The sequence below is a fragment of the Kitasatospora sp. NPDC051914 genome (assembly GCF_040680995.1).
Taxonomy (GTDB): Bacteria; Actinomycetota; Actinomycetes; order Streptomycetales; family Streptomycetaceae; genus Kitasatospora.
This window is the reverse complement of the sequence record NZ_JBFAXX010000005.1, coordinates 152,209-176,101: the sequence shown is the minus strand read 5'-3', so window position 1 is coordinate 176,101 and position 23,893 is coordinate 152,209. Positions and strand designations below refer to the sequence as shown.

The window sequence follows — 23,893 nt, the reverse complement described above, 5'->3', positions numbered from 1 at the left end:
TTTTTTCCTTTTTGTTCCGCCCTCCCTGGGGGGGCGCCCCCCCGGCCCGCCCCCGGCCGGGGCGGGCCGCCCCTTTGCGTCGGCCTCCGGCCGGCGTTCCCGGCGTCCGGACGGGGTAGGAGGCGGACACCCCGCGCGCCGGGCTTGTACCGCGCGGGTCGACCAAGTGCAAGGCATGCCATCCCGATTGCACGCTTTTCCGATGATCTGTTCTAGTCCGCTGGGAGGATTCCCCCGCACGGAGCAGAGACAAGATGGCATGCTCTCCACGTCAGGGGGGGTTGGTACCAATTTCCACACTGTTCCGAGGTGCAGCGCTGCCGTCTGTGCCAGAGGTCCGGCCGGAGGTCGATGTGTCCGCCAGCGTCAATCCCACCGTGCGCCGACGCCGGCTCGGTGCCGAACTCCGCCGTCTGCGCGAGCTCAGGGGCATGACCGCCGAAGAGGTGGCGGGCCGCCTGATGGTGTCCCAGTCGAAGATCAGCCGGTTGGAGAACGGCCGGCGCAGCATCAGCCAACGGGATGTCAGGGACCTCTGCGACGTGTACGAGGTGGGCGACGAGCGGGTCCGCGCCGGGCTGATGGAGATGGCCCGCGAGTCCCGCCAGCGCGGCTGGTGGCACGAGTTCGGCGACATTCCGTACAGCGTCTACATCGGCCTGGAGGCGGAGGCCTCCTCGATCCGCGCCTACGAGTCCTCCTTCGTCCCCGGTCTGCTGCAGACCCGGGACTACGCGGAGGCGGTGGTGGAGGGGACGTTCCCGGACTACGACGTCCAGGCGGTCAAGCGCCGGGTCGAGGTCCGGATGAAGCGCCAGCTGCGGATAAACGGCGATGCGGAGGACCGGCTCGGCAGCCTCTGGGTGGTGATAGACGAGGCGGTGCTGCGGCGCGAGGTGGGCAGCAAGGCGGTGATGGCGGACCAGCTCTGCCAGCTCCTGACGCTCAGCGAGCGACCCAACATCAATCTGCAGGTGATCCCGTTCAGCCACGGGGCCCATCCGGGCATGAGCGGGACATTCTCCCTGATGGAGTTCCCGGAGTCTGCCGATTCGACGGTTGTCTACTTCGAAGGAGTGACAAGCGATCTTTACCTGGAGAAGGAAGCCGACGTGCGCCGCTATACCAATCTGTACGACCACCTGCGGGCCGCGGCGCTCAGTGTCGCGGACAGTCGGTCACTGATGCACAACATTGCAGAGGGGTTCAGGTAATGACCACCACGTCCACGACCAATCTGACCTGGCGCAAGAGCAGCCACAGCGGCGGCAACGGAGCCTGTGTGGAGATCGCCGTCCCGGACACCCGATCGATCGCGGTACGCGATTCCAAGGACCCGGAGGGCCCCCGACTGCAGTTCTCGAACGCGGCCTGGGCCGCCTTCACCTCCGCCGTCGCGGCGGGCGCCTTCGGCGAGGTCTGACGGCGCCGCAGCGCCGCCGCCACGCGCTACCCGGTGGGCTCAGCCGACCGGGTAGCGCTCCGTCCAGCCGGGCGTGCCGTGCAGCTCGGGCCCGTGCATCAGTTCCAGCGCGAAGTCGTCCGCCAGCTCCAGGATCGTGCCGCGCCCCTCCAGCTCCGCCACCAGATCGGCGGGCAGCGCCGTCTCCCCGTGCAGCGCGCCCAGCAGGTTCCCGCAGATCGAGCCGGTGGAGTCGCTGTCCCCGGAGTGGTTGACGGCCAGCAGCAGACCGGCCTTCACGTCCTCGGCGACCAGGGCGCAGTAGACGCCGATGGCCAGGGCCTCCTCGGCCACCCAGCCCTCCCCCAGTGCCTCGACCCGCTCGGCCGAGGGCCCGCCCGCCCGCACCGCGTCCAGCGCGGCCCGCAGCGCGTTGGTGGTCTCCTCGTGCGAGGGCCGCTCGGAGAGCAGCGCCAGGGCCAGGTGCACGCCCTCCTCCAGGGTGCCGCCGCGGGCCACCGCGTGGACGATCACCGCGAACGCGCCGGCCGCCAGGTAGCCGGTCGGGTGGCCGTGCGTCAGGACGGAGCACTCCACGGCGAGCTGGAAGACCAGGGCCGGGTCCCACGCCGTCAGGAGCCCGAACGGCGCCGCCCGCATCACCGTCCCGCAGCCCTTGGAGTGCGGGTTGCGGGGCGCGTCCACCGTGCCGAGCCGTTCCGCGTCCGGGCCGGACAGGCCGGTCAGGCAGGCCTGGCCGGGCGCCCGCTGCGCGTACAGCCACTCCTGGCGGCCGAGCCAGCCGAGGTCGGCGCGGCGCTCGTCCGGGCCCCAGTCGTGCTGGGTGGCGTGCCAGCGCAGGTAGGCGCGGTGCACGTCGGTGGGCGGGTGCCAGCTGCCGGCGTCCCGGCTGATGTGGGCCCGGATCAGCCCGTCCAGGGTGAACAGGCTCATCTGGGTGTCGTCGGTGACCGCGCCGCGCCGCCCGTACGCGGGGACGTAGCCGGTCACGCCGAGCGCGCCGTGCGCGGCCCGGATCTTCTCCAGCGAGTCGAACTCGACCCCGGCCCCGAGGGCGTCGCCGACCGCCCCGCCGAGCAGGCAGCCCCGGACCCGGCTGCGGTAGTCCTGCTGCTGGGCACGTGACCACAACGGCATCACGGTCGTCGCCTTTCGTCCGGGGGCGGGCCAGGAGCCTGCACTGTATTCGAAGAACCGAACGGATCGGTGCCGGGGTCGAACACCTCCTCCCCGCACCCCGCCCCTGCATCCGGCCGCAGGCCGGCCCGGGGTCAGTCCAGCACCGGGAGGAGGACCGGCAGGTGCCCGTCGGAGGCCAGCGCCGCGGCCCGCCGCTCCGCCGGGACCTCCCCGTAGGTGGTGGTCCGCTGGCGCACCGGCCGCCCGGCGGCCGCCGCGATCGCCTCCAGATCCCGCACGGACTTGTAGCTGCCCCAGGAGGAGCCGGCCATCCGGGAGATGGTCTCCTCCATCAGCGTCCCGCCCAGGTCGTTGGCGCCGGAGCGGAGCATCTCCGCGGCGCCGTCCGCGCCCAGCTTCACCCACGAGGTCTGGATGTTGGGGATGTGCGGGTGCAGCAGCAGCCGCGCCATCGCCACCACCGCCCGGTTGTCCCGCGCGGTCGGGCCGGGCCGGGCCACGCCCGCCAGGTACACCGGGGCGTTGGTGTGCACGAAGGGCAGGGTGACGAACTCGGTGAACCCGCCGGTCTCCTGCTGGATGCGGGCCAGCAGCCGCAGGTGGCCGAGCCAGTGCCGGGGGGTGTCCACGTGCCCGTACATCATGGTGGAGGACGAGCGGATGCCCAGCCCGTGCGCGGCGGTGACCACCTCCACCCAGGTCGCCGCCGGCAGCTTGCCCTTCGTCAGCACCCACCGGACCTCGTCGTCGAGGATCTCCGCCGCGGTGCCCGGGATGGTGTCCAGCCCGGCCTCCTGCGCCTTCGCCAGCCAGTCGCGCACGGACAGCCCGGTGCGGGTCGCCCCGTTGACCACCTCCATCGGGGAGAAGGCGTGCACGTGGATGCCCGGCACCCGCTCCTTCACGGCCCGCGCGATGTCGAAGTACGCGGTGCCCGGCAGGTCGGGGTGGATGCCGCCCTGCATGCACACCTCGGTCGCGCCGACCTCCCAGGCCTGCGCGGCCCGATCGGCGACCTGCTCCAGCGACAGCGTGTACGCGTCCGCGTCGGTGCGCCGCTGCGCGAAGGCGCAGAACCGGCAGCCGGTGTAGCAGACGTTGGTGAAGTTGATGTTCCGGGTGACGCAGTAGGTCACGGTGTCGCCGACGGTGTCGCGGCGCACCGCGTCGGCGATGCCGCAGAGTGCGTCCAGTGCCGGGCCGTCCGCCCCGAACAGGGCGAGGGCCTGATCGTCGGTCAGCCGGGCGGGGTCGTCGGCGGCGACCGCGAGGGCGGCCCGGACGTCCGAGGGCAGCCGCTCGGGTGCGCCCGCGGCGACCTTCTCCCGCAGCACCTGCCAGTCGCCGTAGACGTCCTCGAAGTCCGCCCTGCGGTCGCCGGTGCGGCCCTCGGTGTCGATCTCGCGGTGCAGTTCGGTGCGGCCGGAGCCGGTCTGCGGCTCCTCGGGCTCCTGCCAGGGGAGGCCGGCCGGGAGGGCGTCCTCGCGGGCCAGCCCGGTCTCCGGGTCGGCCAGCGCGGTGACGTGCGGCAGCACCCGCGGGTCCAGCCAGGGCTCGCCGCGGCGCACGTACTCCGGGTAGACCGTCAGCCGCTCGCGCAGGGTGAAGCCGGCGGCGGCCGTGCGGGCGGCGAGCTCCTCGATGTGCGGCCAGGGGCGCTCGGGGTTGACGTGGTCCGGGGTGAGCGGCGAGACCCCGCCCCAGTCGTCGATGCCGGCGCCGATCAGCAGCGCGAACTCGCCGTCGACCAGGTTCGGCGGTGCCTGGAGGCGCGCCGAGGGGCCGAGCACCAGCCGGGCCACCGCGACGGCCGCGGCCAGCTCCTCCAGTTCGGCGTCCGGCATGCCGCGCATCGCCGTATCCGGCTTGGCCCGGAAGTTCTGCACGATGACCTCCTGCACCCCGCGGAACTCCCGTGCCACCCGGCGGATCGCGAACAGCGACTCGGCGCGCTCGCGCAGCGATTCGCCGATCCCGATCAGCACGCCGGTGGTGAAGGGCACCGAGGAGCGGCCGGCGTCCTCCAGGACCCGCAGCCGCACCCGCGGCTCCTTGTCCGGCGAGCCGTGGTGCGGGCCGGACGGGTCCGACCAGAGCCGTTCCGCGGTGGTCTCCAGCATCATCCCCATGGAGGGGGCGACCGGCTTCAGCCGCTGGAAGTCCGTCCAGGACAGCACGCCCGGGTTGAGGTGCGGCAGCAGGCCGGTCTCCTCCAGTACCCGCACGGCCATCGCCCGGACGTAGGCGAGGGTGTCGTCGTACCCGTGGGCGTCCAGCCACTCGCGGGCCTCGGGCCAGCGGTCCTCCGGCCGGTCCCCCAGGGTGAACAGCGCCTCCTTGCAGCCCATGGCCGCGCCCCTGCGGGCGATGTCCAGCACTTCGTCCGGGGAGAGGAACATGCCCTCGCCAGCCCGGCGGAGCCTGCCCGGCACGGTCACGAAGGTGCAGTAGTGGCAGCGGTCCCGGCACAGCCGGGTGAGGGGGACGAACACCTTCTTCGAGTAGGTGATCACGCCGGGGCGGCCCGCCTCCGCCAGTCCGGCGTCCCTGACCCGGGCCGCCGACCCGCACAGGTCCGCGAGGTCGGTGCCCCGGGCGTGGAGCAGGACCTCCGCCTCGCCGACGTCCAGCGCGACGCCCTCGCGTGCCCGCCGCAGTGCGCGGCGCATCGAGGAAACGGTCGGCAGGGTGCGGGATGCGTCCATGCGCCGACGATACGCGACCGGGTTCCGCCATCGGGATGACGCGACCCTGAGAGCGCCTCAGGGTCGGGTGCGACGACGGTCGGAGGCGGATCCAGCTCTGTGGAGCGATGCCCCGAGGGCCTTCGGCGTCTCTAATGGAGAGGGCAAGCAGTTGACGACTCGGAGGGGTTGAGGGAGATGGCGGAGCAGGAGCAGCAGGCGCCGTACCGGTCGGGCCGCCGGACGCTGGTGCGGGTGGCGGTGCCGGTCGCGGTGGTCGCGGCGGTGGCCGCGGGCGTCGGACTGGTGCCGGCGCTGGCCAGCGACTCCGGGCCGAGCCTGCCGTCGGTGACGGCGGAGCAGCTGGTGGCGAAGGTGCTGGGGGCGGACACCCAGGCGCTGTCGGGCACGGTGCAGGTGAAGGCCGACCTGGGGGTGCCGTCGCAGCTGCTGGGCGCTGCGGGCGGGATGGGTTCGGGCGGCGCCGGCGGCGTGGAGCCGCAGGCGAAGCTGGCGCAGCTGCTCGGGGGGCAGCACACCCTGCAGGTCGCGGTGGACGGGCCGGACCGGCAGCGGATCGGCCTGGTGGAGAACCTCGCCGGGTACGAGCTGGTGCACAACGGCCGGGACGTGTGGGCGTGGGACAGCTCCTCCAACGAGGCCGTGCACCTGACGGCCCCGCAGGGCGGCGCGGAGAAGAAGGCGGGTCTGCCGTCGGCGGCGGCCGCGGTGACGCCGCAGGAGGCGGCGAAGCAGTTCCTGGCGTTCGCGTCGGGCACCACCACGGTGGCGGTGGACGGCACCACGACGGTGGCCGGGCGGGACGCGTACCGGCTGACCCTCACGCCGAAGGGGCACGGGTCGACGATCGCGCGGGTGCGGATCGCGGTGGACGCCGAGCGCGGTGTGCCGCTGTCGGTGCAGGCGACGGCGGTGGCCGGCGGTCCGGTGCTGGACGTGCACTACAGCAAGGTGTCCTTCGACCGGCCGGCCGCCTCGGCCTTCTCCTTCACCCCGCCGAAGGGTGCGAAGGTGACCGAGCACAAGGCCGACGAGAAGGCCGCGGCGAAGGCCGAGGAGCACGGTGCGGCGTCCGGTGGGCCGTCCGCCGGCGACCGGCCGGACGTGCAGGTGACGGGCGAGGGCTGGACGACCGTGGTGTCGACCCGGCTGCCCTCCGGCGAGGTGCCGGCCCGGGGCGGCGAGCACGGCGGGAAGGGCGGGCCGCAGAGCGCGCTGTCCATGGTGAAGGCGTTCGGCAAGCCGGTCGGCGGCGGCACCCTGATCGGCACCAAGGTGCTGAACGTGCTGGTGACGGACGACGGTCGGGTGTTCGCCGGCGCGGTGACGCTGCCCGTGCTGCAGTCCGCGGCCGGGGTGAAGTAGTGGCCGGCGCTCCTTCCGGGGAGCGGGCGGGGGGCCGGGCCGTCACGGGCCCGGCCCCCGCTGCCGCTTCCGACGACGTGATCCGCACCGGCGGGCTGACCAAGCGGTTCGGCGGCCGGGCGGCGGTGGACGGGCTGGACCTGGCGGTGCCGCGGGGCAGCGTGTTCGGCTTCCTCGGCCCGAACGGGTCGGGCAAGACGACGACGATCCGGATGCTGATGGGCCTGATCGCCCCCACCGCGGGGACGGCGACGGTGCTGGGGGCGCCGATGCCGCAGTCGGTGGGTGCGGTGCTGCCCCGGGTGGGGGCGCTGATCGAGGGCCCGGCGCTGTACGGGTTCCTGTCCGGGCGGGCCAATCTGGCGCGGTTCGACGCGGCCGATCCGACGGCCGATCCGCGGACGCGGGACCGGCGGGTGGCGGCGGCGCTGGAGCGGGTCGGCCTGTCGGCCGCGGCCGGCAAGAAGGCCCGGGCGTACTCGCTGGGGATGAAGCAGCGGCTGGGGCTGGCGGCGGCGCTGCTGCAGCCGCGCGAGCTGCTGGTGCTGGACGAGCCGACCAACGGCCTGGACCCGCAGGGCATGCGGGAGATCCGGGCGCTGGTGCGGGAGCTGGCGGCGGAGGGCACGACGGTGTTCCTGTCCTCGCACCTGCTGGACGAGATCGAGCAGGTCTGCACGCACGCGGCGGTGATGTCGCGGGGCCGGTTGGTGGTGCAGGGCACGGTGGCCGAGCTGGCGGCGCGGGCGCAGGGCCGCCTGGTGGTCCGTACGGCGGACGCGGAGGAGGCGGCCCGGGTGCTGAAGGAGCACGGGGTGGCGGACCTCCGGGTCGGTGCCGGGGAGGTGGACGGTCTGCCGCCGGACGGTGAGGACGGGCTGCCCGCGCTGTGTGCGGCGCTGGTCGGGGCCGGGGTGCGGGTGCGCGGCTTCGCGGTGGAGCGGGGCACGCTGGAGGACGCCTTCGTGGCGCTGACCGGGGAGGGCTTCGATGTCGCGGGCTGAGGCGGTGCGGCCGGGCGCACCGGCGGCGGGGGCCCGCCGGGCGGGCGCGGCCGGGTACGCGGCGCTGTTCACCAGTGAGCTGGCGCTGACGTTCCGGCGGGCGCGGACGGTGGTGCTGCTGGGCATCCTGGCGGCGCTGCCGGTGCTGATCGGCACCGTCGTGCGGGTGGAGACCGGCGGGCGGGACGGCGGTGGCGGGGGGCCCGCGTTCATCGCCCAGGTGACGCAGAACGGGCTTTTCCTGGTCTTTACCGCCTTGGCCGTCACTTTGCCCGTGTTCCTGCCGATGACGGTGGGCGTGGTGGCGGGGGACTCGATCGCGGGCGAGGCGTCCATGGGGACGCTGCGCTACCTGCTGGTGGCGCCGGCCGGGCGGACGCGGCTGCTGGCGGCGAAGTTCTCCGCGGCGCTGGTGTACTGCCTGGTGGCCACCGGGGTGGTCGCGGTGTCGGCGCTGGCGACGGGGGCGGCGCTGTTCCCGCTGGGCGAGGTGACGCTGCTGTCGGGGGACTCGATCGGGGTCGGCGAGGCGCTGCTGCGGGCGGTGCTGGTGGCCGGGGTGGTCGCGCTGTCGCTGGCCGGGCTGGTGGCGATCGGCCTGTTCGTGTCGACGCTGACGGGCAGCGGGATCGCGGCGATGGCGGCGACCGTGGTGCTGGTGATCACGGTTCAGATCCTGGACAGCTTCCCGCAGCTGCACGCGGTGCAGCCGTTCCTGTTCACGCACCAGTGGCTGAGCTTCTCGGACCTGCTGCGCGACCCGATGCACTGGGACAACGTGCTGGAGAACCTGGGGCTGCAGGCGGTGTACGTCGCCGTGTTCGGCTCGGCGGCGTGGGCGCGCTTCACCAGCCGGGACATCACGGTCTGAGCGGGCCGGGCCGGGGCTCCCCCGGCCCGGGCCCCGTCAGCGGACGGGGAGGATGCGCGAGGCGGCGGCGGCGCAGGCCAGCAGCGGCAGCTGCGCGGGGGCGATCAGGAAGAGCGGGGACCACTCCGGGCAGACCAGGCGGACGCCGGCGGTGAGCCCGTACAGCCGGGCCCGGTGGGAGCCCTTCAGCTCCACCCGGTCGAGCCGGTAGGGCCCGTCGAGGGTTATCGCCGGGCGGCCGTGGCGCTGCCACTCGATGCGCACTGCGCCGCCGGCGGGGGCGCCGGTGAGCAGGAGTTCGCCGGTCTCGGCGGCGTCGAGTTCGCGCCGGACGGCGGGCAGGCGGAGGGCCGCACCGCGGGCGAGGAGGTCGTCGGCGGCGTCGCGCAGCGTCTGGGCCGCGCGGCCGGGACTCTCGGCGACACGGCGGAACGGCCGGGCGAGCTGCCCTGTGAGATGACCCGTGAGGTGAACCATCACAACCCTCCTGTGGCCGTGCGGCGCCTCCTCAGGACGGGGTTTCCGTCGGTCGGCGGCGGTGGCACCCCGGACGTTAGCAGTCCGAGACCTTGGTTGAGGAGATCCGGCGGGGACTTCTTCACAGCAGGAGTGCCGGTGCGAACGGCCCGCGCGCGGAGCGCATCCGGACGGTTTCAGCGGGTGACGGTGGAGGGGGTGGGAGCGTCCTCGGGGGCGGTCGCGGCCGACTGTCCGGCGGCGGCAGTGGCCGCCGCGGGGAGCGCGGTGCGGTCGGACCTGACCCGGCGCAGCGCGTCGAAGGTGAGCACCGCGAGGGCGGCCCAGACGAGTGCGAAGCCGGCCCAGCGGGCGGGCGGCATGGACTCGTGGAAGACGGTGATGCCGATGAGGAACTGGAAGACCGGGGCGAGGTACTGGAGCAGGCCGAGGGTGGTGAGCGGGACGCGGACGGCGGCGGCGCCGAAGCAGAGCAGCGGGATCGCGGTGATGACGCCGCTGAGCACGAGCAGGCCGGAGTGGGCCCAGGCGGAGCCGGAGCCTGCGGCGTGGCCGAAGCTGCCCTCGCCGCGGATCTGCAGGCTGATCAGGAAGCCCAGGGCGAAGGGGAACATGGCGGCGCTCTCGAGCGCGAAGCTCTCCTGTCCGCCGAGGGCGACCTTCTTCTTCAGCAGGCCGTAGGTGGCGAAGCTGAGGGCGAGGGTGAGGGCGATCCAGGGCAGTCGGCCGTAGCCGACGGTGAGGACGGCGACGGCGGCGGCGCCTATGCCGACGGCGACCCACTGGGCGCGGCGCAGCCGCTCGCGGAGCAGCAGGACGCCGAAGGCGATGGTGACGAGCGGGTTGATGAAGTAGCCGAGGCTGGTCTCGACGACGTGGCCGGAGTTGACGCCCCAGATGTAGACGCCCCAGTTGACGGAGATGACGGCGGCGGCGAGGGCGACCAGGGCGAGGCGGCGGGGCTGGGAGAGCAGCGGGCGGATCCAGGCCCAGCGGCGCTGCACGAGGAGCATCAGGGCGACGGCGACCAGGGACCAGACCATGCGGTTGGCGAGGATGTCGGCGGCGCCGGCGGGTTCGAGCAGTGGCCAGAAGAGCGGGAAGAGGCCCCACATGCCGTAGGCGGCGGCGCCGTACCAGAAGCCGCGGCCGGTGTCGTGCCCGTCGTTGGTGCCGGCCATGCCGCCCTGCCTTCCGCGCGCGCTGGTGTCGGGTCGACGGTAGCGGCGGAACCTCCGGTTGTCACGCCCGTATCCACCGTTTGGTCATGACAGCTGCCGGCCGGTCTCACTCGTCGGATTCCGGGCGGAGCGCGGCCAGTCCGTCCAGCACCCGCTGCAGCCCGAAGGCGTACGCGTGGGCCGAGCTGGAGGCGCCGCCGTAGGCCTCGCCGGCCGCGGAGCCGATCCGGGCGGCGGTCGGGAAGCGCTCCGGGTCGAAGACCCTGGCCAGCAGGTCGGCGTTGCCCTCCCACCACTGGGCGTCGCTCATGGCGCTCTCCTGCTCGGCGGCCCGCTCGTCGGCGGCGGCGCGGGCGCAGCCGTGCACGAAGGCCAGCAGGAAGGCGAGGGCGGCGTCGGTCTCGACGTCGCCGAGGCCGAGGCCCTCGGCGGCGCGCAGCTCGTACTCGTACTTGGCCATCAGGCCGGGGCCGAGCGGGGGGCGGCCGGTGGCGACGTCCGCGACCCAGGGGTGGGCGGCGTACAGCGCGGCGTTGTCGTCGGCGACGGCGGCCAGGCGGGCCCGCCAGCCGCTGCCCCGGGGGGCGCGGCGGGGCATGGCGGCGTAGACGGTGTCGAGCATCAGGTCGAGCAGTTCGGCCTTGCCCGGCACGTAGGTGTAGAGCGCCATCGGCGAGAGGCCGAGTTCCCGGGCGACCCGGCGCATGGTGACGGCGGCGGTGCCCTCGGCGTCGGCCAGGGCGATCGCGGCGGCGGCGATCTCCGGGGCGGTCCTGGCCTGGCGGGGTCCGCGCCGACCGGGCCCGACGGCGGGCTCCCCCCAGAGCAGCGCGAGGGTCCGCGCCGGGTCGCCTGCACTGCTGCGGTCGGTCGCCATGGCCGGAATTCTCCCATCCCTATTCTCCGTACTGTGTATACTGTACGCAGTACGGAGAATAGGAGGCGCATGACCGAGTTCGACCGACAGCTGCAGCGGCTGATCGACCTGGGCTACCCCGCCCTGGCCGGACTGCCGGAGGGCGACTTCACCGACCTGCTCGCCCCGCTCCGGGAGGCCGCCGGGCCCGGCGGACCGCCCGACGGCGGCCGGGTGCCGTACGTGCTCGTGGTGACCCGCGACCTGGTGCCGATCGAGCAGGCGGTGCCGCTCACCGCACTGGCAGGGCGGAGCCGCCCGGGGATCGTGGACCGGCTCTACCCGGAGGGCGACCTCGCCCGCTTCACGCCGACCGTGGAGCTGCCCGCGGGCCGCGCCTACCTGCTGCTCGACATCGACCGCGGCGAGGAGTTCTGCGGCGCCGTGCCGCGCGACGCCATGGCCGTGGTCGCCGGACGGGGCCGCACCCTGCTGACCGTCGAGGAGGGCGTCGCCGTGGTCACCCAGTACCCGGAGCTGCTGGCCACCAACAAGTGCTTCTCGCTCGGCGCCTCGCGCTGCGGCGACAGGCGGGTGCCCGCGCTGTGGATCAGCAAGGGCGCGCCCAAGCTCGGCTGGTGTTGGGAGGGCAACCCGCACACCTGGCTCGGCATGGCCTCGGCCGGCGGCCGCGCCTGACCGCGCAGCACAACGGGGGCGGACAGCACGACGGGCCCCGGGGTCGTGCACCCCGGGGCCCGCGGCGGACGGAGGGTCAGACCACCGTCCAGGTGTCGTTGCCGGTGAGCAGGTCGGCGAGGTCGCCGGGGCCGCGGTCGGCCCTGGCCTTCTCCAGTTGATCGGCCATCAGGGTGTCGTAGACCGGCCGCCGGACCGATCTGAGCACGCCGATCGGGGTGTGGTGCAGGGTGTCGGCGTCGGCGAGGCGGGTCAGCGCGAAGGCGGTGGCGGGGCCTGCGGCGTGCGCGTCGTGGACGAGCACCGCGGCCTCGTTCTCCGGGGTGACCGCGTCGACGAACAGTTCGCCGTCCGGGCCGCGGAAGACGCCCTGATCGGTGCCGAAGCGGATCGGCCGGCCGTGTTCGAGGCGGATCAGCGCCTCGTCGCGGGTGCCGGGCTCCTTGAGCACCTCGAAGGCGCCGTCGTTGAAGATGTTGCAGTTCTGGTAGATCTCCACCAGCGCGGTGCCCTCGTGCTCGGCGGCCGCCCGCAGCACGGACTGCAGGTGCTGGCGGTCGGAGTCGATGGCGCGGGCGACGAAGGTGGCCTCGGCGCCGATCGCCAGCGACAGCGGGTTGAACGGCGCGTCCAGGGAGCCCATCGGGGTGGACTTGGTGATCTTCCCGACCTCGCTGGTGGGCGAGTACTGGCCCTTGGTGAGGCCGTAGATCCGGTTGTTGAACAGCAGGATCTTCAGGTTGACGTTGCGCCGCAGGGCGTGGATCAGGTGGTTGCCGCCGATGGAGAGCGCGTCGCCGTCGCCGGTGACCACCCAGACGCTGAGGTCGCGCCGGGATGCGGCGAGGCCGGTGGCGATCGCCGGGGCACGGCCGTGGATGGAGTGCATCCCGTAGGTGTTCATGTAGTACGGGAAGCGCGAGGAGCAGCCGATGCCGGAGACGAAGACGGTGTTCTCCCGGCGGATGCCGAGCTCGGGCATGAAGGCCTGGACGGCGGCGAGGATCGCGTAGTCACCGCAGCCGGGGCACCAGCGGACCTCCTGGTCGGTCTTGAACTCCCTGGCGCTCTGCGGGCCGTCGGCCTTGGGCACCAGGTCGAGCAGGCGGAACTCGGTCATCGCTGGTCCTCCGCATCGAGGGTGCCGATCGCCGCCTGCAGCACGTCGGCCAGCTGGGCGGCCTTGAAGGGCAGCCCGCGGACCTGGTTGTAGGACTGGGCGTCGACGAGGTACTTGGCCCGCAGCAGCAGGGCGAGCTGACCGAGGTTCATCTCCGGGACGATGACCCTCTCGTAGCCGTGCAGCACCGCGCCGAGGTTGGCCGGGAAGGGGTTGATGTGGCGCAGGTGCGCCTGGGCGACGTGCCCGCCGTCGGCGCGGACCCGGCGCACGGCGGCGGTGATCGGGCCGTAGGTGGAGCCCCAGCCGAGGACGAGGACGCGGGCCCGGCCCGAGGGGTCGTCGACGGTGACCGGGGGCACGCCGATGCCGTCGATCTTGGCCTGCCGGGTGCGGACCATGAAGTCGTGGTTGGCCGGGTCGTAGGAGATGTTGCCGGTGCCGTCCTGCTTCTCGATGCCGCCGATCCGGTGCTCCAGGCCGGGGGTGCCGGGCACCGCCCACGGGCGGGCGAGGGTGCGCGCGTCCCGCTTGTAGGGCCAGAAGACACGGCTGCCGTCCTCCAGCTCGTGGTTCGGCTCGGTGGCGAAGTCGACGGCCAGGTCGGGCAGTTCGTCGACGGCGGGGATGCGCCACGGCTCGGAGCCGTTGGCGAGGTAGCCGTCGGAGAGCAGCATGACGGGCGTGCGGTAGGTCAGCGCGATGCGGGCCGCCTCCAGGGCGGCGGTGAAGCACTCGGCGGGGGTGGCCGGGGCGACGACGGGCACCGGGGCCTCGCCGTTGCGGCCGAACATGGCCTGCAGCAGGTCGGCCTGCTCGGTCTTGGTGGGCAGGCCGGTGGACGGGCCGCCGCGCTGGATGTCCACGACCAGCAGCGGCAGTTCGAGCGAGACGGCCAGGCCGATGGTCTCCGACTTGAGGGCGACGCCGGGGCCGGAGGTGGTGGTGACGCCGAGCGCGCCGCCGAAGGCCGCGCCGAGGGCGGCGCCGATGCCCGCGATCTCGTCCTCGGCCTGGAAGGTGCGCACGCCGAAGTTCTTGTGCTTGGACAGCTCGTGCAGGATGTCCGAGGCGGGGGTGATCGGGTACGAGCCGAGGAACAGCGGCAGTCCGGCGCGCTCGGCGGCGGCGATCAGGCCGTAGGAGAGCGCCAGGTTGCCGGAGATGTTGCGGTAGGTGCCGGACGGCAGGGAGGCCGGGGCGATCTCGTAGGAGACCGCGAAGTCCTCGGTGGTCTCGCCGAAGTTCCAGCCGGCCCGGAAGGCCAGGATGTTGGCCTCGGCGATGTCCGGCTTCTTGGCGAACTTCTGCCGCAGGAACGCCTCGGTGCCGCCGGTCGGCCGGTGGTACATCCAGGAGAGCAGGCCGAGCGCGAACATGTTCTTGGCGCGTTCGGCGTCCTTGCGGGCCAGGCCGCTCTCCTTGAGCGCCTCCAGGGTGAGCGTGGTCAGCGGCACCCTGTGCAGCCGGAAGGCGTCCAGCGAACCGTCGGCCAGCGGGTCGGCCGCGTAGCCGACCTTGGCCAGGGCGCGCTTGGTGAACTCGTCGGTGTTGACGATGATCTCCGCGCCGCGCGGCACGTCCGGCAGGTTGGCCTTGAGCGCGGCCGGGTTCATCGCCACCAGGACGTTCGGCGCGTCGCCGGGGGTCAGGATGTCGTGGTCGGCGAAGTGCAGCTGGAAGCTGGACACGCCCGGCAGGGTGCCGGCGGGTGCCCGGATCTCGGCCGGGAAGTTCGGGAGGGTGGAGAGGTCGTTGCCGAACGACGCCGTCTCCGAGGTGAAGCGGTCACCGGTGAGCTGCATGCCGTCACCGGAGTCGCCGGCGAACCGGATGATCACCCGGTCCAGCCGGCGGGTGGGCTTGACGGGCCGCCCCTGCCTGGCCGACGGAGGCGCCGAGCCGGCCCGGCCCTCGCCCCCGTCCGAGCCGTCCACTGCCTCTGACTGATCGACCTGACTGGTCACTGCCGCGGACCTCCTCGTGGCGCCAGCCGCGGGCGTGAGCCGTGTGCCCCGTCCGCCTGGTGCACCTATCGCATCCTAAGACGGCCGGGGATCACTCGACCGTAACTCGGGCAGGTGGAATCACTCGATGCGCCATCTTCGATCGACGGACGACCACGGCCCGCACCCGGGCGGTCAGGAGTTGAGGTAGGTGAGCACGGCGAGCACCCGGCGGTGGTCCTCGGGGCTCTGGCCCAGGCCCAGCTTGAGGAAGATGTTGCTGACGTGCTTCTCCACCGCGCCGTCCGACACGACCAGCTGGCGGGCGATCGCCGCATTGGTGCGGCCCTCGGCCATCAGCCCCAGCACCTCGCGCTCGCGCGGCGTGAGGCCCTCCAGGACGTCGCCGCGGCGGCTGCGGCTGAGCAGCTGCTGCACCACCTCGGGGTCGAGCGCGGTGCCGCCGCCGGCGACCCGGACGACGGCGTCGGCGAACTCGCGGACGTCCGCGACCCGGTCCTTGAGCAGGTAGCCGACACCGCGGGTGGAGCCCGCCAGCAGCTCGCCGGCGTACCGCTCCTCGACGAACTGCGACAGCACCAGCACGCCCAGCTCCGGGTGGAGCCCGCGCAGCGCCACGCAGGCGCGCACGCCCTCGTCGGTGTGGGTGGGGGGCATCCGGACGTCCGCCACCACCACGTCGGGCAGGGCGCCCGCCGCGGCCAGCTCCTGGACGGTCCTGAGCAGCGCGTCGCCGTCGCCGACCCCGGCGACCACCTCGAGGCCGCGGTCGGTCAGCAGGCGGGTCAGGCCCTCCCGCAGGAGGACGGAGTCCTCGGCGATCACGACGCGCAGCATGAAGAGCCCCCTTCGGCGGAGGGCCGCCCCCGTGACCGGCCCGGTCTCACATGGTACGGATCGCGACGGCGTCGCAGAGCCCCTGCAGGGCCGCCTTGGCCGGGCACTCGGGCAGCGGGTCGAGCAGGGCGCGGGCCTCCTCGGCGTACCGCAGGGTCTCCCGGCGGGCCCGCTCCAGCGCCGGGTGGCGGCGCAGCAGGCGCAGCGCCTCGGCGTGCAGCTCGTCGTCCTCGGAGAGGTCGCCGTCGAGGAGCTCGCGCAGCCGCAGGTCGGCGGGGTCGTCCTCGTCCACCGGGGTCTGCCGCAGGAGCAGCACGGGCAGCGTGGGGACGCCCTCGCGCAGGTCGGTGCCGGGGGTCTTGCCGGACTCGTGGCTGTCGCTGGCGATGTCCAGGACGTCGTCGGCGAGCTGGAAGGCGGTGCCCATCCGCTCGCCGTACTGGGTGAGGATGTCGGTGATCCACGGCTCGGCGCCGGCCGTCATGGCGCCGAAGCGGCCGGAGACGGCGATCAGCGAGCCGGTCTTGCCGGCGATGACGTCCAGATAGTGCTGGAGCGGGTCGTCGCCGGGGCGGGGGCCGGCGGTCTCCAGGATCTGGCCGGTGACGAGGCGCTCGAAGGCGTCGGCCTGGATGCGGACGGCCTCCGGGCCGAGGTCGGCGAGGACCTGGGAGGCGCGGGAGAAGAGGAAGTCGCCGGTGAGGATGGCGACCGAGTTGTCCCAGCGGGAGTTGGCGCTGGGGGCGCCGCGGCGGACGGGGGCCTCGTCCATGACGTCGTCGTGGTACAGCGTGGCGAGGTGGGTGAGTTCGACGACGACGGCGGCCGGCACCACGCCGGGCGCGTACGGGTCGCCGAACTGGGCGGCGAGCATGACCAGCAGCGGGCGGAAGCGCTTGCCGCCGGCCTCGATCAGGTGGCTGGCCGTGACGGTGATGAACGGAACCTCGCTCTTCACCGCCTCGCCGAGCGCCGCTTCCACGGCGTCCATCCCGGCCTGGACGTCACGGGTCAGATCGCGGTCCTGCACGGTCAGCCCGAAGGGCCCCACGACGGTCACGCAGACCACTCCTGTCCCTGGTCGATCCCAGCGGCCTGGTCCCCCCGGTCGCCGCCTCTGCGCGTACGGCTGCACGCACTAGGCAGCGTATCCGGTCACGAGTGGATCACTGCACGGGCATGGGCCCCAACCAGCGCGTCGGGCACCGTACGGCACTGCCCCGGACAGGGAAATGCGCACCGGCCCCCGCCGGACGGCGGGGGCCGGTGCGCGGTGCGCGGGACTAGCGGACGAAGAGCGAGGCCTTCGACGCCAGGTCGAGGAAGTACTGCGGCAGCAGGCCGAGGCCGAGGGTGACCAGCACGCCGACGCCGATGGCGGTGGCGGTGAGCGGGCTGGGGACGGCCACGGACGGGCCCTGCGGCTGCGGGTCGGAGAAGAACATCAGCACGATGACGCGGATGTAGAAGAACGCCGCGACGGCCGAGCTGAGCACGCCGACGATCACCAGCGGTGTGGCACCGCCGGCCGCCGCGGCCTGGAAGACCGCGAACTTGCCGGTGAAGCCGCTGGTCAGCGGGATGCCGGCGAAGGCCAGCAGGAAGAGTGCGAAGACCGCGGCGACCAGCGGGGAGCGCCGGCCGAGGCCGGCCCAGCTGGAGAGGTGGGTGGCCTCCCCCTTCGAGTCGCGCACCAGGGTGACCACGGCGAAGGCGCCGAGGGTCACGAAGGAGTAGGCGAGCAGGTAGAAGAGGACGGCGCCCAGGCCCTGCCGGTTGGTGGCGATCACACCGGTGAGGATGAAGCCCGCGTGGGCGATCGAGGAGTACGCGAGCAGCCGCTTCACGTCCTGCTGGGTGACGGCGAGGATCGCGCCGACCACCATGGTGAGGATGGCGACGCCCCACATGACCGGCCTCCAGTCCCACTTGAGGCCGGGGAAGGCCACGTAGAAGAGGCGGAGGAAGGCGCCGAAGGCGGCGGTCTTGGTGGCCGCGGCCATGAAGCCGGTGACCGGGGTCGGGGCGCCCTGGTAGACGTCCGGGGTCCAGGCGTGGAAGGGGACGGCGCCGACCTTGAAGAGCAGACCGACGGCGAGCATGGCCAGGCCGATCAGCAGCAGCGCGTCGTTCTGGGTGGTGACGGTGAGCGCCGGGGTGACCGGGGCGACGCCGGAGACCACGTCGGCGATGTCGCCGAGCTGGACGCTGCCCGCGTAGCCGTACAGCAGCGCGGTGCCGAACAGGAAGAACGCCGAGGCGAAGGCACCGAGCAGGAAGTACTTGAGCGCCGCCTCCTGGGAGAGCAGCCGGCGGCGCCGGGCGAGCCCGCAGAGCAGGTAGAGCGGCAGGGAGAGGACCTCCAGCGCCACGAACATGGTCAGCAGGTCGTTGGCGGCGGGGAAGAGCAGCATGCCGCCGACGGCGAACAGGGTGAGCGGGAAGACCTCGGTGGTGGTGAAGCCGGCCCGGGTGGCCTCGCGCTCCTGATCGCCGCCGGGGACGGCGGCGCCCTGCGCGGTGAACGCGTCGACGCCGTGGCCGCCTCGGCGCGGCTCCAGCCGGCGCTCGGCGTAGGTGAGGACGGCGAGGACGGCGGTCAGCAGGATGACGCCCTGCAGGAACAGCGCGGGGCCGTCGATGGCGACCGCGCCCATGGCGAGCAGGCCGGCCTGAGTGGTGGCGTGGCCCTGCGCGGCGAGGACGACGACCGCGGCGAAGGCCCCGCCGAGGCCGAGCAGCGAGATGCCGATCTGGGTGGCGTAGCGAGCCCGGCGCGGCAGGAAGGCCTCGACGAGGATGCCCGCGATCGCGGCGCCGAAGACGATCAGCATCGGGGAGAGCTGGCCGTACTCGACGTGCGGGGCGGGGATGCTCGCGCTGTTGCCGCCCGCGGCGGCGAGCCACTGGGTGGGGCTCATTCGTGCTCACCTCCGGTGGTGGCGGCGACCGGGTGGGCCGGTGCCGGGTCGGTCCGGTGGACCTGGGAGAGCGTGGCGTCCACGGCCGGGTTCACCATGTCGGTGAGCGGCTTGGGGTACACGCCGAGCAGCAGGGTGAGTGCCACCAGGGGCGCCACCACGGCGAGTTCGCGGACCTTGAGGTCGGGCATGCCCTCCATGCGGGGCTTGACCGGGCCGGTCATGGTGCGCTGGTAGAGCAGCAGGGCGTACAGCGCGGCGAGCACGATGCCGAAGGTGGCGGCGATGCCGATGGCCGGGTACCGGCTGAACGTGCCGACCAGCACCAGGAACTCGCTGACGAAGGGCGCCATGCCGGGCAGCGACAGGGTGGCCAGGCCGCCGATCAGGAAGGTGCCGGCGAGCACCGGGGCGACCTTCTGCACGCCGCCGTAGTCGGCGATCAGGCGGGAGCCGCGGCGGGAGATCAGGAAGCCCGCGACGAGCATCCACGCGGCGGTGGAGATGCCGTGGTTGACCATGTAGAGGGTGGCTCCGGTCTGGCCCTGGCTGGTCAACGCGAAGATGCCCATGATGATGAAGCCGAAGTGCGAGATGGAGGCGTAGGCCACCAGCCGCTTGATGTCCTTCTGGCCGATCGCCACCAGCGCGCCGTAGACGATGCCGATCAGCGAGAGCACGAGGATCGCCGGGGCGAGGTCCTTGGAGGCGTCCGGGAAGAGGCCGAGGCAGTACCGCAGCATCGCGAAGGTGCCGACCTTGTCGACGACCGCGGTGATGAGGACGGCCGTTCCGGCGGTGGACTCGCCCATCGCGTTGGGCAGCCAGGTGTGCAGCGGCCAGAGCGGGGCCTTCACCGCGAAGGCGAAGAAGAAGCCGAGGAAGAGCGCCTTCTCCACGGACGGGTCGATCACCAGCTTGCCGTCGGCGATCGCGCCCGTGAGCGTCGGCAGGTCGAAGGTGGCGAGGTCCTGGTCGGCGGCGGTGACGTACAGCCCGATCACCGCGGCCAGCATGACCAGGCCGCCGAGCAGGTTGTACAGCAGGAACTTCACCGCGGCGTAGGAGCGCTGCTTCCCGGCGTCGGGGCCGCCGGCCCGGTCGCCGAAGCCGCCGATCAGGAAGTACATCGGGATCAGCATGGCTTCGAAGAAGACGTAGAAGACGAAGACGTCGGTGGCCAGGAAGGACACCAGCACCATCGCCTCGACCGCCAGGATCAGGGCGAAGAAGCCCTGGGTGCGGCGCTTGGCCTCGAAGCTGCCCTCGGGTGCGGGGGCTGGGTCGGAGTCGTGCCAGGAGGCGAGCATCACCAGCGGCACCAGCACCGCGGTGAGCAGGACCAGCACGGCGCCGATGCCGTCGACGCCGAGCGAGAAGGAGATGCCGAAGGAGCGGATCCAGCTGTGGGACTCGGTCAGCTGGTAGCGGGGGCCGCCCGGTTCGAACCGGGCGGCGACGGCGGCGGTCAGCGCGAGCGTGGCCGTGGAGACGGCCAGCGCGACGGCCTTGGTGGTGCGCCGGCGGGCCTCGCTGTTGCCGGCCGGCAGGGCGGCGGTGACCACCGCGCCCGCGGCGGGCACGGCGCAGGTCGCGGTCAGCAGGTAGCTCATGGCCGGCCTCCCCGCGGAGCCTCAGCAGTCATCTTGTGACCTTCCATCAGACCGACCTCATCAGCAGGGTGGTGGCGACCAGGACGAGCGTGCCGCCGAACATGGAGAGCGCGTACGTGCGGACGAAGCCGGTCTGCACCCTCCGCAGGCGGGCGGAGACGCCGCCGATGGTGGCGGCGAGGCCGTTGACGAAGCCGTCCAGGCCGCGGATGTCGAACCAGACCAGCGTCGCGGCGAGCGCGGAGCCGGGGCGGACGAGCACGGCGTGGTTGAAGTCGTCCTGCAGCAGGTCGCGGCGGGCGGCCCGGGTGAGCGGGGAGCCCACCGGCGGGGTGACCGGGATGCGGCTGCGGCCGTACATGGCGTAGGCGAGGCCGACGCCGGCCAGCATGCAGACGGTGGTGAGCCCGGTGACGACGGCCGCCGGGATCGGCGGGTGGCCCTCCTCGAAGCCGGTGACCGGCTCCAGCCACTTCAGGAAGGCGTCGCCGTAGGTGAACAGCGCGCCCGCGCAGACCGAGCCGACCGCGAGCACGACCATCGGCAGCGTCATGACCTTCGGGGACTCGTGCGGGTGCGGCTCCTCGCCGGTCTCCGGGTCGGGCTGCCAGCGCTTCTCGCCGAAGAAGGTCATCATCATCACGCGGGTCATGTAGAACGCGGTGACGGCCGCGCCGACCAGGGCGCACAGGCCGAGGATCCAGCCCTCGGTGCCGCCCTTGGCGAACGCCGCCTCGATGATCTTGTCCTTGGAGAAGAAACCGGACAGGCCGGGGAAGCCGATGATGGCGAGGTAGCCGAGGCCGAAGGTGACGAAGGTGACCGGCATGTACTTGCGCAGGCCGCCGTAGTGCCGCATGTTCACCTCGTCGTTCATGCCGTGCATGACCGATCCGGCGCCGAGGAAGAGCCCGGCCTTGAAGAAGCCGTGGGTCACCAGGTGCATGATCGCGAAGACGTAGCCGATCGGGCCGAGGCCCGCGGCCAGCACCATGTAGCCGATCTGCGACATGGTCGAGCCGGCCAGCGCCTTCTTGATGTCGTCCTTGGCACAACCGACGATCGCACCGAAGAGCAGGGTGACCGCGCCGACGACCGTCACCACGAGCTGGGCGTCGGGCGCCAGGTTGAAGATGTCCGCCGAGCGCACGATCAGGTAGACGCCGGCGGTCACCATGGTCGCCGCGTGGATCAGTGCGGAGACCGGGGTCGGGCCCTCCATGGCGTCGCCGAGCCAGGACTGCAGCGGCACCTGGGCGGACTTGCCGCAGGCGGCGAGCAGCAGCATCAGCGCGATCGCGGTGAGCTTGCCCTCGCTCGCGTCGTCCGCCGCCCCGAAGACCGGGCCGAAGGTGAAGGAGCCGAACTCGACGAACATCAGCATGATCGCGATCGACAGGCCCATGTCGCCGACCCGGTTGACGATGAACGCCTTCTTGGCGGCCGTCGCCGCGCTCGGCTTGTGCTGCCAGAAGCCGATCAGCAGGTACGAGGCGAGGCCCACGCCCTCCCAGCCGACGTACAGCAGCAGGTAGTTGTCGGCCAGCACCAGCAGCAGCATGGCGGCCAGGAACAGGTTGAGGTAGCCGAAGAAGCGGCGGCGGCGCTCGTCGTGGGCCATGTAACCCACCGAGTAGACGTGGATCAGCGTGCCGACGCCGGTGATCAGCAGGACGAAGGTCATGGACAACTGGTCGAGCTGGAAGGCGACATCGGCCTGGAAGCCGTTCACCGGGATCCAGCTGTACAGGAATTCGACGACCGGCCGCTCCTCCGTGGGCCGGCCGAGCATCTGGGAGAAGAGGACGAGGCCGAGGCCGAAGGAGGCGGCGGCGGCCAGGGTGCCGAGCCAGTGGCCGAACCGGTCGAGCGCGCGCCCGCCGAGCAGCAGCAGGGCGGCGCCGGCCAGCGGGGCCGCGACCAGCAGCGGAATGAGTGAGTTCACCGAGGGCCCTCCGCCTACAGCTTCATCAGGTTGCTGTCGTCGACCGAGGCGGTGTGCCTGGTCCGGAAGATGCTCACGATGATGGCGAGGCCGACCACGACCTCGGCCGCCGCGACCACCATGGTGAAGAACGCGATGATCTGGCCGTCCAGGTTGCCGTGCATCCGGGAGAAGGTCACCAGCGCCAGGTTCGAGGCGTTGAGCATCAGCTCGACGCACATGAACAGCACGATCGCGTTCCGCCGGATCAGCACACCGGACGCGCCGATGGTGAACAACAGGGCCGAGAGGTAGAGGTAGTTGACCGGGTTCACGCCTCGTCCTCCTCCTTCTTCTCCTTCGTCGGCACCGTCTCCAGCGCGGCGCGCTGCTCGGGCGTCGCCGGGCGGGCGGAGGACGGGCGGCCCAGCCACTCGGCGGTGGAATCCTCCAGCTCCGCCATCCGCTGCAGCATCTCCTGGCTGACGTCGCGGATCTGGCCGCGCTCACGCAGGGTGCCCATCACCGAGTCCTCGGCGACGGTGCCGTCGGGCAGCAGGCCGGGAACGTCGACGGCGTTGTGCCGGGCGTAGACGCCGGGCGCGGGCATCGGCGGCACCTGCAGGTTGTCCTTGACCCGCTGGGAGGCCAGCTCGCGCTGGGTCTTCGGCTTCCGCACGTACTCGCGGTGGGTCAGCACCATGGCGCCGATCGCCGCGGTGATCAGCAGCGCGCCGGTGACCTCGAAGGCCCAGACGTACTTGGTGAAGATCAGCCGGGCCAGGCCCGGCACGTTGCCCTCGGCGTTGGCCGCCGACAGGCCGGTGAAGTCCCGCAGCTTGGCGTTGGCCAGGCCCGCGATCAGCAGCACGCCGAAGCCGAGCCCGCAGAGCACCGCGGCGAACCGCTGGCCCTTGAGCTGCTCCTTCAGCGAGTCCGCGCTGGTGACGCCGACCAGCATGACCACGAACAGGAAGAGCATCATGATCGCGCCGGTGTAGACGACGATCTGCACCACGCCCAGGAACACCGCGCCCTGGGCCATGTAGCAGACCGCGAGCGCCAGCATCGTCGCCGCCAGGCAGAGCGCGCTGTGCACCGCCTTCTTCATCAGCAGCATGCCGAGCGCACCGCCGACGGCGATCACCGCGAGGACCCAGAACTGGACGGCCTCTCCGGTGGAGGTCATGGCTGCACCTCCTTCTCGTGCTGGTGCCGCTCCTGCTGCACGGTGCCGGGCGCGGCCTGGGTGATCTCGCCCCGGTAGTAGGCCTGTTCGTCGGCCCCGGGGTAGATGGCGTGCGGGCTGTCGACCATGCCCTCGGTGAGGCCGACCAGCAGCTGCTCCTTGGTGAAGATCAGGTCTGCCCGGGTGGAGTCGGCGAGCTCGTACTCGTTGGTCATGGTGAGCGCGCGGGTCGGGCAGGCCTCGATGCAGAGCCCGCAGAGGATGCAGCGAGCGTAGTTGATCTGGTACACCGCGCCGTAGCGCTCGCCGGGCGAGTAGCGCTCGTCGTCCCGGTTGTCGGCGCCCTCGACGTAGATGGCGTCGGCCGGGCAGGCCCAGGCGCACAGCTCGCAGCCGATGCACTTCTCCAGGCCGTCCGGGTGCCGGTTCAGCTGGTGGCGGCCGTGGAAGCGCGGCGCGGTGGGCTTCTTCTGCTCCGGGTACTGCTCGGTGAGCCGCTTCTTGAACATGGCCCGGAAGGTCACGCCGAAGCCGGCGGCCGGGCCGAGGATCGACGGCCGGGCTGTCGTGTCGTGCCCCGAGGTGTCGTCGGACGGCATGT

21 protein-coding genes are annotated in these 23,893 nt (G+C 72.6%); 6 read left to right on the top strand and 15 right to left on the bottom strand.

Features of this window, described 5'->3' with window-relative positions:
- Window positions 1–353: 353 nt before the first annotated feature.
- Window positions 354–1,214 (top strand): helix-turn-helix transcriptional regulator, encoded by an 861-nt coding sequence (locus tag AB0M03_RS05930; protein ID WP_363488853.1) that lies wholly within the window; start codon window positions 354–356, stop codon window positions 1,212–1,214.
- On the top strand, window positions 1,214–1,423 hold the full coding sequence (locus tag AB0M03_RS05925) for a DUF397 domain-containing protein (protein ID WP_363488851.1): 210 nt from the start codon (window positions 1,214–1,216) through the stop codon (window positions 1,421–1,423). Before AB0M03_RS05930 ends, AB0M03_RS05925 begins: the two co-directional genes overlap by 1 nt.
- Before the next feature lie 39 nt (window positions 1,424–1,462).
- Here AB0M03_RS05925 and AB0M03_RS05920 read toward each other — a convergent pair whose 3' ends face one another.
- A complete protein-coding gene (locus AB0M03_RS05920) occupies window positions 1,463–2,560 on the bottom strand; it encodes an ADP-ribosylglycohydrolase family protein (RefSeq protein WP_363488849.1) in 1,098 nt (365 codons plus the stop codon).
- 134 nt (window positions 2,561–2,694) lie between these two features.
- Window positions 2,695–5,268: a bifunctional FO biosynthesis protein CofGH gene (locus AB0M03_RS05915; protein ID WP_363488847.1), complete on the bottom strand. Its 2,574-nt coding sequence runs from the start codon at window positions 5,266–5,268 to the stop codon at window positions 2,695–2,697.
- A gap of 177 nt (window positions 5,269–5,445) precedes the next feature.
- Between AB0M03_RS05915 and AB0M03_RS05910 the strand changes: the two genes are divergently transcribed.
- Genes AB0M03_RS05910 through AB0M03_RS05900 form a run of 3 tightly spaced genes read left to right on the top strand, consistent with a single transcriptional unit; the run spans window position 5,446 to window position 8,508 of the window.
- A complete protein-coding gene (locus tag AB0M03_RS05910; protein ID WP_363488845.1) occupies window positions 5,446–6,633 on the top strand; it encodes a DUF2092 domain-containing protein in 1,188 nt (395 codons plus the stop codon).
- Window positions 6,633–7,637 carry an ABC transporter ATP-binding protein gene (locus AB0M03_RS05905; RefSeq protein WP_363488843.1) on the top strand — a complete coding sequence of 335 codons (1,005 nt, stop codon included), beginning with the start codon at window positions 6,633–6,635 and terminating at the stop codon, window positions 7,635–7,637. The genes AB0M03_RS05910 and AB0M03_RS05905 overlap by 1 nt, the downstream gene beginning before the upstream one ends.
- Window positions 7,624–8,508 carry an ABC transporter permease subunit gene (locus AB0M03_RS05900; protein ID WP_363488841.1) on the top strand — a complete coding sequence of 295 codons (885 nt, stop codon included), beginning with the start codon at window positions 7,624–7,626 and terminating at the stop codon, window positions 8,506–8,508. The genes AB0M03_RS05905 and AB0M03_RS05900 overlap by 14 nt, the downstream gene beginning before the upstream one ends.
- Before the next feature lie 36 nt (window positions 8,509–8,544).
- On the opposite strand, the gene AB0M03_RS05895 is transcribed toward AB0M03_RS05900, so the two are convergent.
- From AB0M03_RS05895 to AB0M03_RS05885, 3 genes are all read right to left on the bottom strand, one after another.
- Entirely contained in the window at window positions 8,545–8,985 is a 441-nt protein-coding gene (locus AB0M03_RS05895; RefSeq protein WP_363488839.1) for a hypothetical protein, read from the bottom strand.
- A 176-nt stretch (window positions 8,986–9,161) separates the two neighbouring features.
- The gene (rarD, locus tag AB0M03_RS05890) at window positions 9,162–10,166 is read right to left on the bottom strand and encodes an EamA family transporter RarD (RefSeq protein ID WP_363488837.1); all 1,005 of its coding nucleotides are present in this window, start codon (window positions 10,164–10,166) and stop codon (window positions 9,162–9,164) included.
- A gap of 106 nt (window positions 10,167–10,272) precedes the next feature.
- On the bottom strand, window positions 10,273–11,043 hold the full coding sequence (locus AB0M03_RS05885) for a TetR/AcrR family transcriptional regulator C-terminal domain-containing protein (RefSeq protein ID WP_363488835.1): 771 nt from the start codon (window positions 11,041–11,043) through the stop codon (window positions 10,273–10,275).
- A 69-nt stretch (window positions 11,044–11,112) separates the two neighbouring features.
- On the opposite strand from AB0M03_RS05885, the gene AB0M03_RS05880 reads away from it, so the two are divergent.
- Window positions 11,113–11,721 (top strand): DUF5701 family protein, encoded by a 609-nt coding sequence (locus tag AB0M03_RS05880; protein ID WP_363488833.1) that lies wholly within the window; start codon window positions 11,113–11,115, stop codon window positions 11,719–11,721.
- 76 nt (window positions 11,722–11,797) lie between these two features.
- Here the strand turns inward: AB0M03_RS05880 and AB0M03_RS05875 are convergent, their stop codons facing one another.
- From AB0M03_RS05875 to nuoI, 10 genes are all read right to left on the bottom strand, one after another.
- Entirely contained in the window at window positions 11,798–12,841 is a 1,044-nt protein-coding gene (locus AB0M03_RS05875; protein WP_363488831.1) for a 2-oxoacid:ferredoxin oxidoreductase subunit beta, read from the bottom strand.
- Complete coding sequence (locus AB0M03_RS05870; protein WP_363488829.1) at window positions 12,838–14,808, bottom strand: 2-oxoacid:acceptor oxidoreductase subunit alpha; 1,971 nt, start codon at window positions 14,806–14,808, stop codon at window positions 12,838–12,840. Before AB0M03_RS05870 ends, AB0M03_RS05875 begins: the two co-directional genes overlap by 4 nt.
- 174 nt (window positions 14,809–14,982) lie before the next feature.
- Window positions 14,983–15,642: a response regulator transcription factor gene (locus AB0M03_RS05865; protein ID WP_363488871.1), complete on the bottom strand. Its 660-nt coding sequence runs from the start codon at window positions 15,640–15,642 to the stop codon at window positions 14,983–14,985.
- Between the two features lie 49 nt (window positions 15,643–15,691).
- A complete protein-coding gene (locus AB0M03_RS05860; protein WP_363488827.1) occupies window positions 15,692–16,705 on the bottom strand; it encodes a polyprenyl synthetase family protein in 1,014 nt (337 codons plus the stop codon).
- Between the two features lie 223 nt (window positions 16,706–16,928).
- A complete protein-coding gene (nuoN, locus tag AB0M03_RS05855) occupies window positions 16,929–18,566 on the bottom strand; it encodes an NADH-quinone oxidoreductase subunit NuoN (RefSeq protein ID WP_363488825.1) in 1,638 nt (545 codons plus the stop codon).
- On the bottom strand, window positions 18,563–20,179 hold the full coding sequence (locus AB0M03_RS05850; RefSeq protein ID WP_363488823.1) for an NADH-quinone oxidoreductase subunit M: 1,617 nt from the start codon (window positions 20,177–20,179) through the stop codon (window positions 18,563–18,565). Before AB0M03_RS05850 ends, nuoN begins: the two co-directional genes overlap by 4 nt.
- A gap of 46 nt (window positions 20,180–20,225) precedes the next feature.
- Entirely contained in the window at window positions 20,226–22,124 is a 1,899-nt protein-coding gene (gene nuoL, locus AB0M03_RS05845) for an NADH-quinone oxidoreductase subunit L (RefSeq protein ID WP_363488821.1), read from the bottom strand.
- Window positions 22,125–22,138: 14 nt separating this feature from the next.
- The gene (gene nuoK / locus AB0M03_RS05840) at window positions 22,139–22,438 is read right to left on the bottom strand and encodes an NADH-quinone oxidoreductase subunit NuoK (protein WP_030268988.1); all 300 of its coding nucleotides are present in this window, start codon (window positions 22,436–22,438) and stop codon (window positions 22,139–22,141) included.
- Window positions 22,435–23,292 (bottom strand): NADH-quinone oxidoreductase subunit J, encoded by an 858-nt coding sequence (locus AB0M03_RS05835; protein ID WP_363488818.1) that lies wholly within the window; start codon window positions 23,290–23,292, stop codon window positions 22,435–22,437. Before AB0M03_RS05835 ends, nuoK begins: the two co-directional genes overlap by 4 nt.
- The gene (nuoI, locus tag AB0M03_RS05830; RefSeq protein ID WP_363488816.1) at window positions 23,289–23,891 is read right to left on the bottom strand and encodes an NADH-quinone oxidoreductase subunit NuoI; all 603 of its coding nucleotides are present in this window, start codon (window positions 23,889–23,891) and stop codon (window positions 23,289–23,291) included. The genes AB0M03_RS05835 and nuoI overlap by 4 nt, the downstream gene beginning before the upstream one ends.
- Window positions 23,892–23,893 lie beyond the last annotated feature (2 nt).

Excerpts from the sequence above, each read along its gene's own strand:
- AB0M03_RS05925 (WP_363488851.1), top strand. The coding sequence starts at position 1,214 with ATGACCACCACGTCCACGACCAATCTGACCTGGCGCAAGAGCAGCCAC.
- AB0M03_RS05920 (WP_363488849.1), bottom strand. The coding sequence starts at position 2,560 with ATGCCGTTGTGGTCACGTGCCCAGCAGCAGGACTACCGCAGCCGGGTC.
- AB0M03_RS05915 (WP_363488847.1), bottom strand. The coding sequence starts at position 5,268 with ATGGACGCATCCCGCACCCTGCCGACCGTTTCCTCGATGCGCCGCGCA.
- AB0M03_RS05910 (WP_363488845.1), top strand. The coding sequence starts at position 5,446 with ATGGCGGAGCAGGAGCAGCAGGCGCCGTACCGGTCGGGCCGCCGGACG.
- AB0M03_RS05900 (WP_363488841.1), top strand. The coding sequence starts at position 7,624 with ATGTCGCGGGCTGAGGCGGTGCGGCCGGGCGCACCGGCGGCGGGGGCC.
- AB0M03_RS05895 (WP_363488839.1), bottom strand. The coding sequence starts at position 8,985 with ATGGTTCACCTCACGGGTCATCTCACAGGGCAGCTCGCCCGGCCGTTC.
- rarD (WP_363488837.1), bottom strand. The coding sequence starts at position 10,166 with ATGGCCGGCACCAACGACGGGCACGACACCGGCCGCGGCTTCTGGTAC.
- AB0M03_RS05885 (WP_363488835.1), bottom strand. The coding sequence starts at position 11,043 with ATGGCGACCGACCGCAGCAGTGCAGGCGACCCGGCGCGGACCCTCGCG.
- AB0M03_RS05880 (WP_363488833.1), top strand. The coding sequence starts at position 11,113 with ATGACCGAGTTCGACCGACAGCTGCAGCGGCTGATCGACCTGGGCTAC.
- AB0M03_RS05875 (WP_363488831.1), bottom strand. The coding sequence starts at position 12,841 with ATGACCGAGTTCCGCCTGCTCGACCTGGTGCCCAAGGCCGACGGCCCG.
- nuoN (WP_363488825.1), bottom strand. The coding sequence starts at position 18,566 with ATGAGCCCCACCCAGTGGCTCGCCGCCGCGGGCGGCAACAGCGCGAGC.
- AB0M03_RS05850 (WP_363488823.1), bottom strand. The coding sequence starts at position 20,179 with ATGAGCTACCTGCTGACCGCGACCTGCGCCGTGCCCGCCGCGGGCGCG.
- AB0M03_RS05835 (WP_363488818.1), bottom strand. The coding sequence starts at position 23,292 with ATGACCTCCACCGGAGAGGCCGTCCAGTTCTGGGTCCTCGCGGTGATC.
- nuoI (WP_363488816.1), bottom strand. The coding sequence starts at position 23,891 with ATGCCGTCCGACGACACCTCGGGGCACGACACGACAGCCCGGCCGTCG.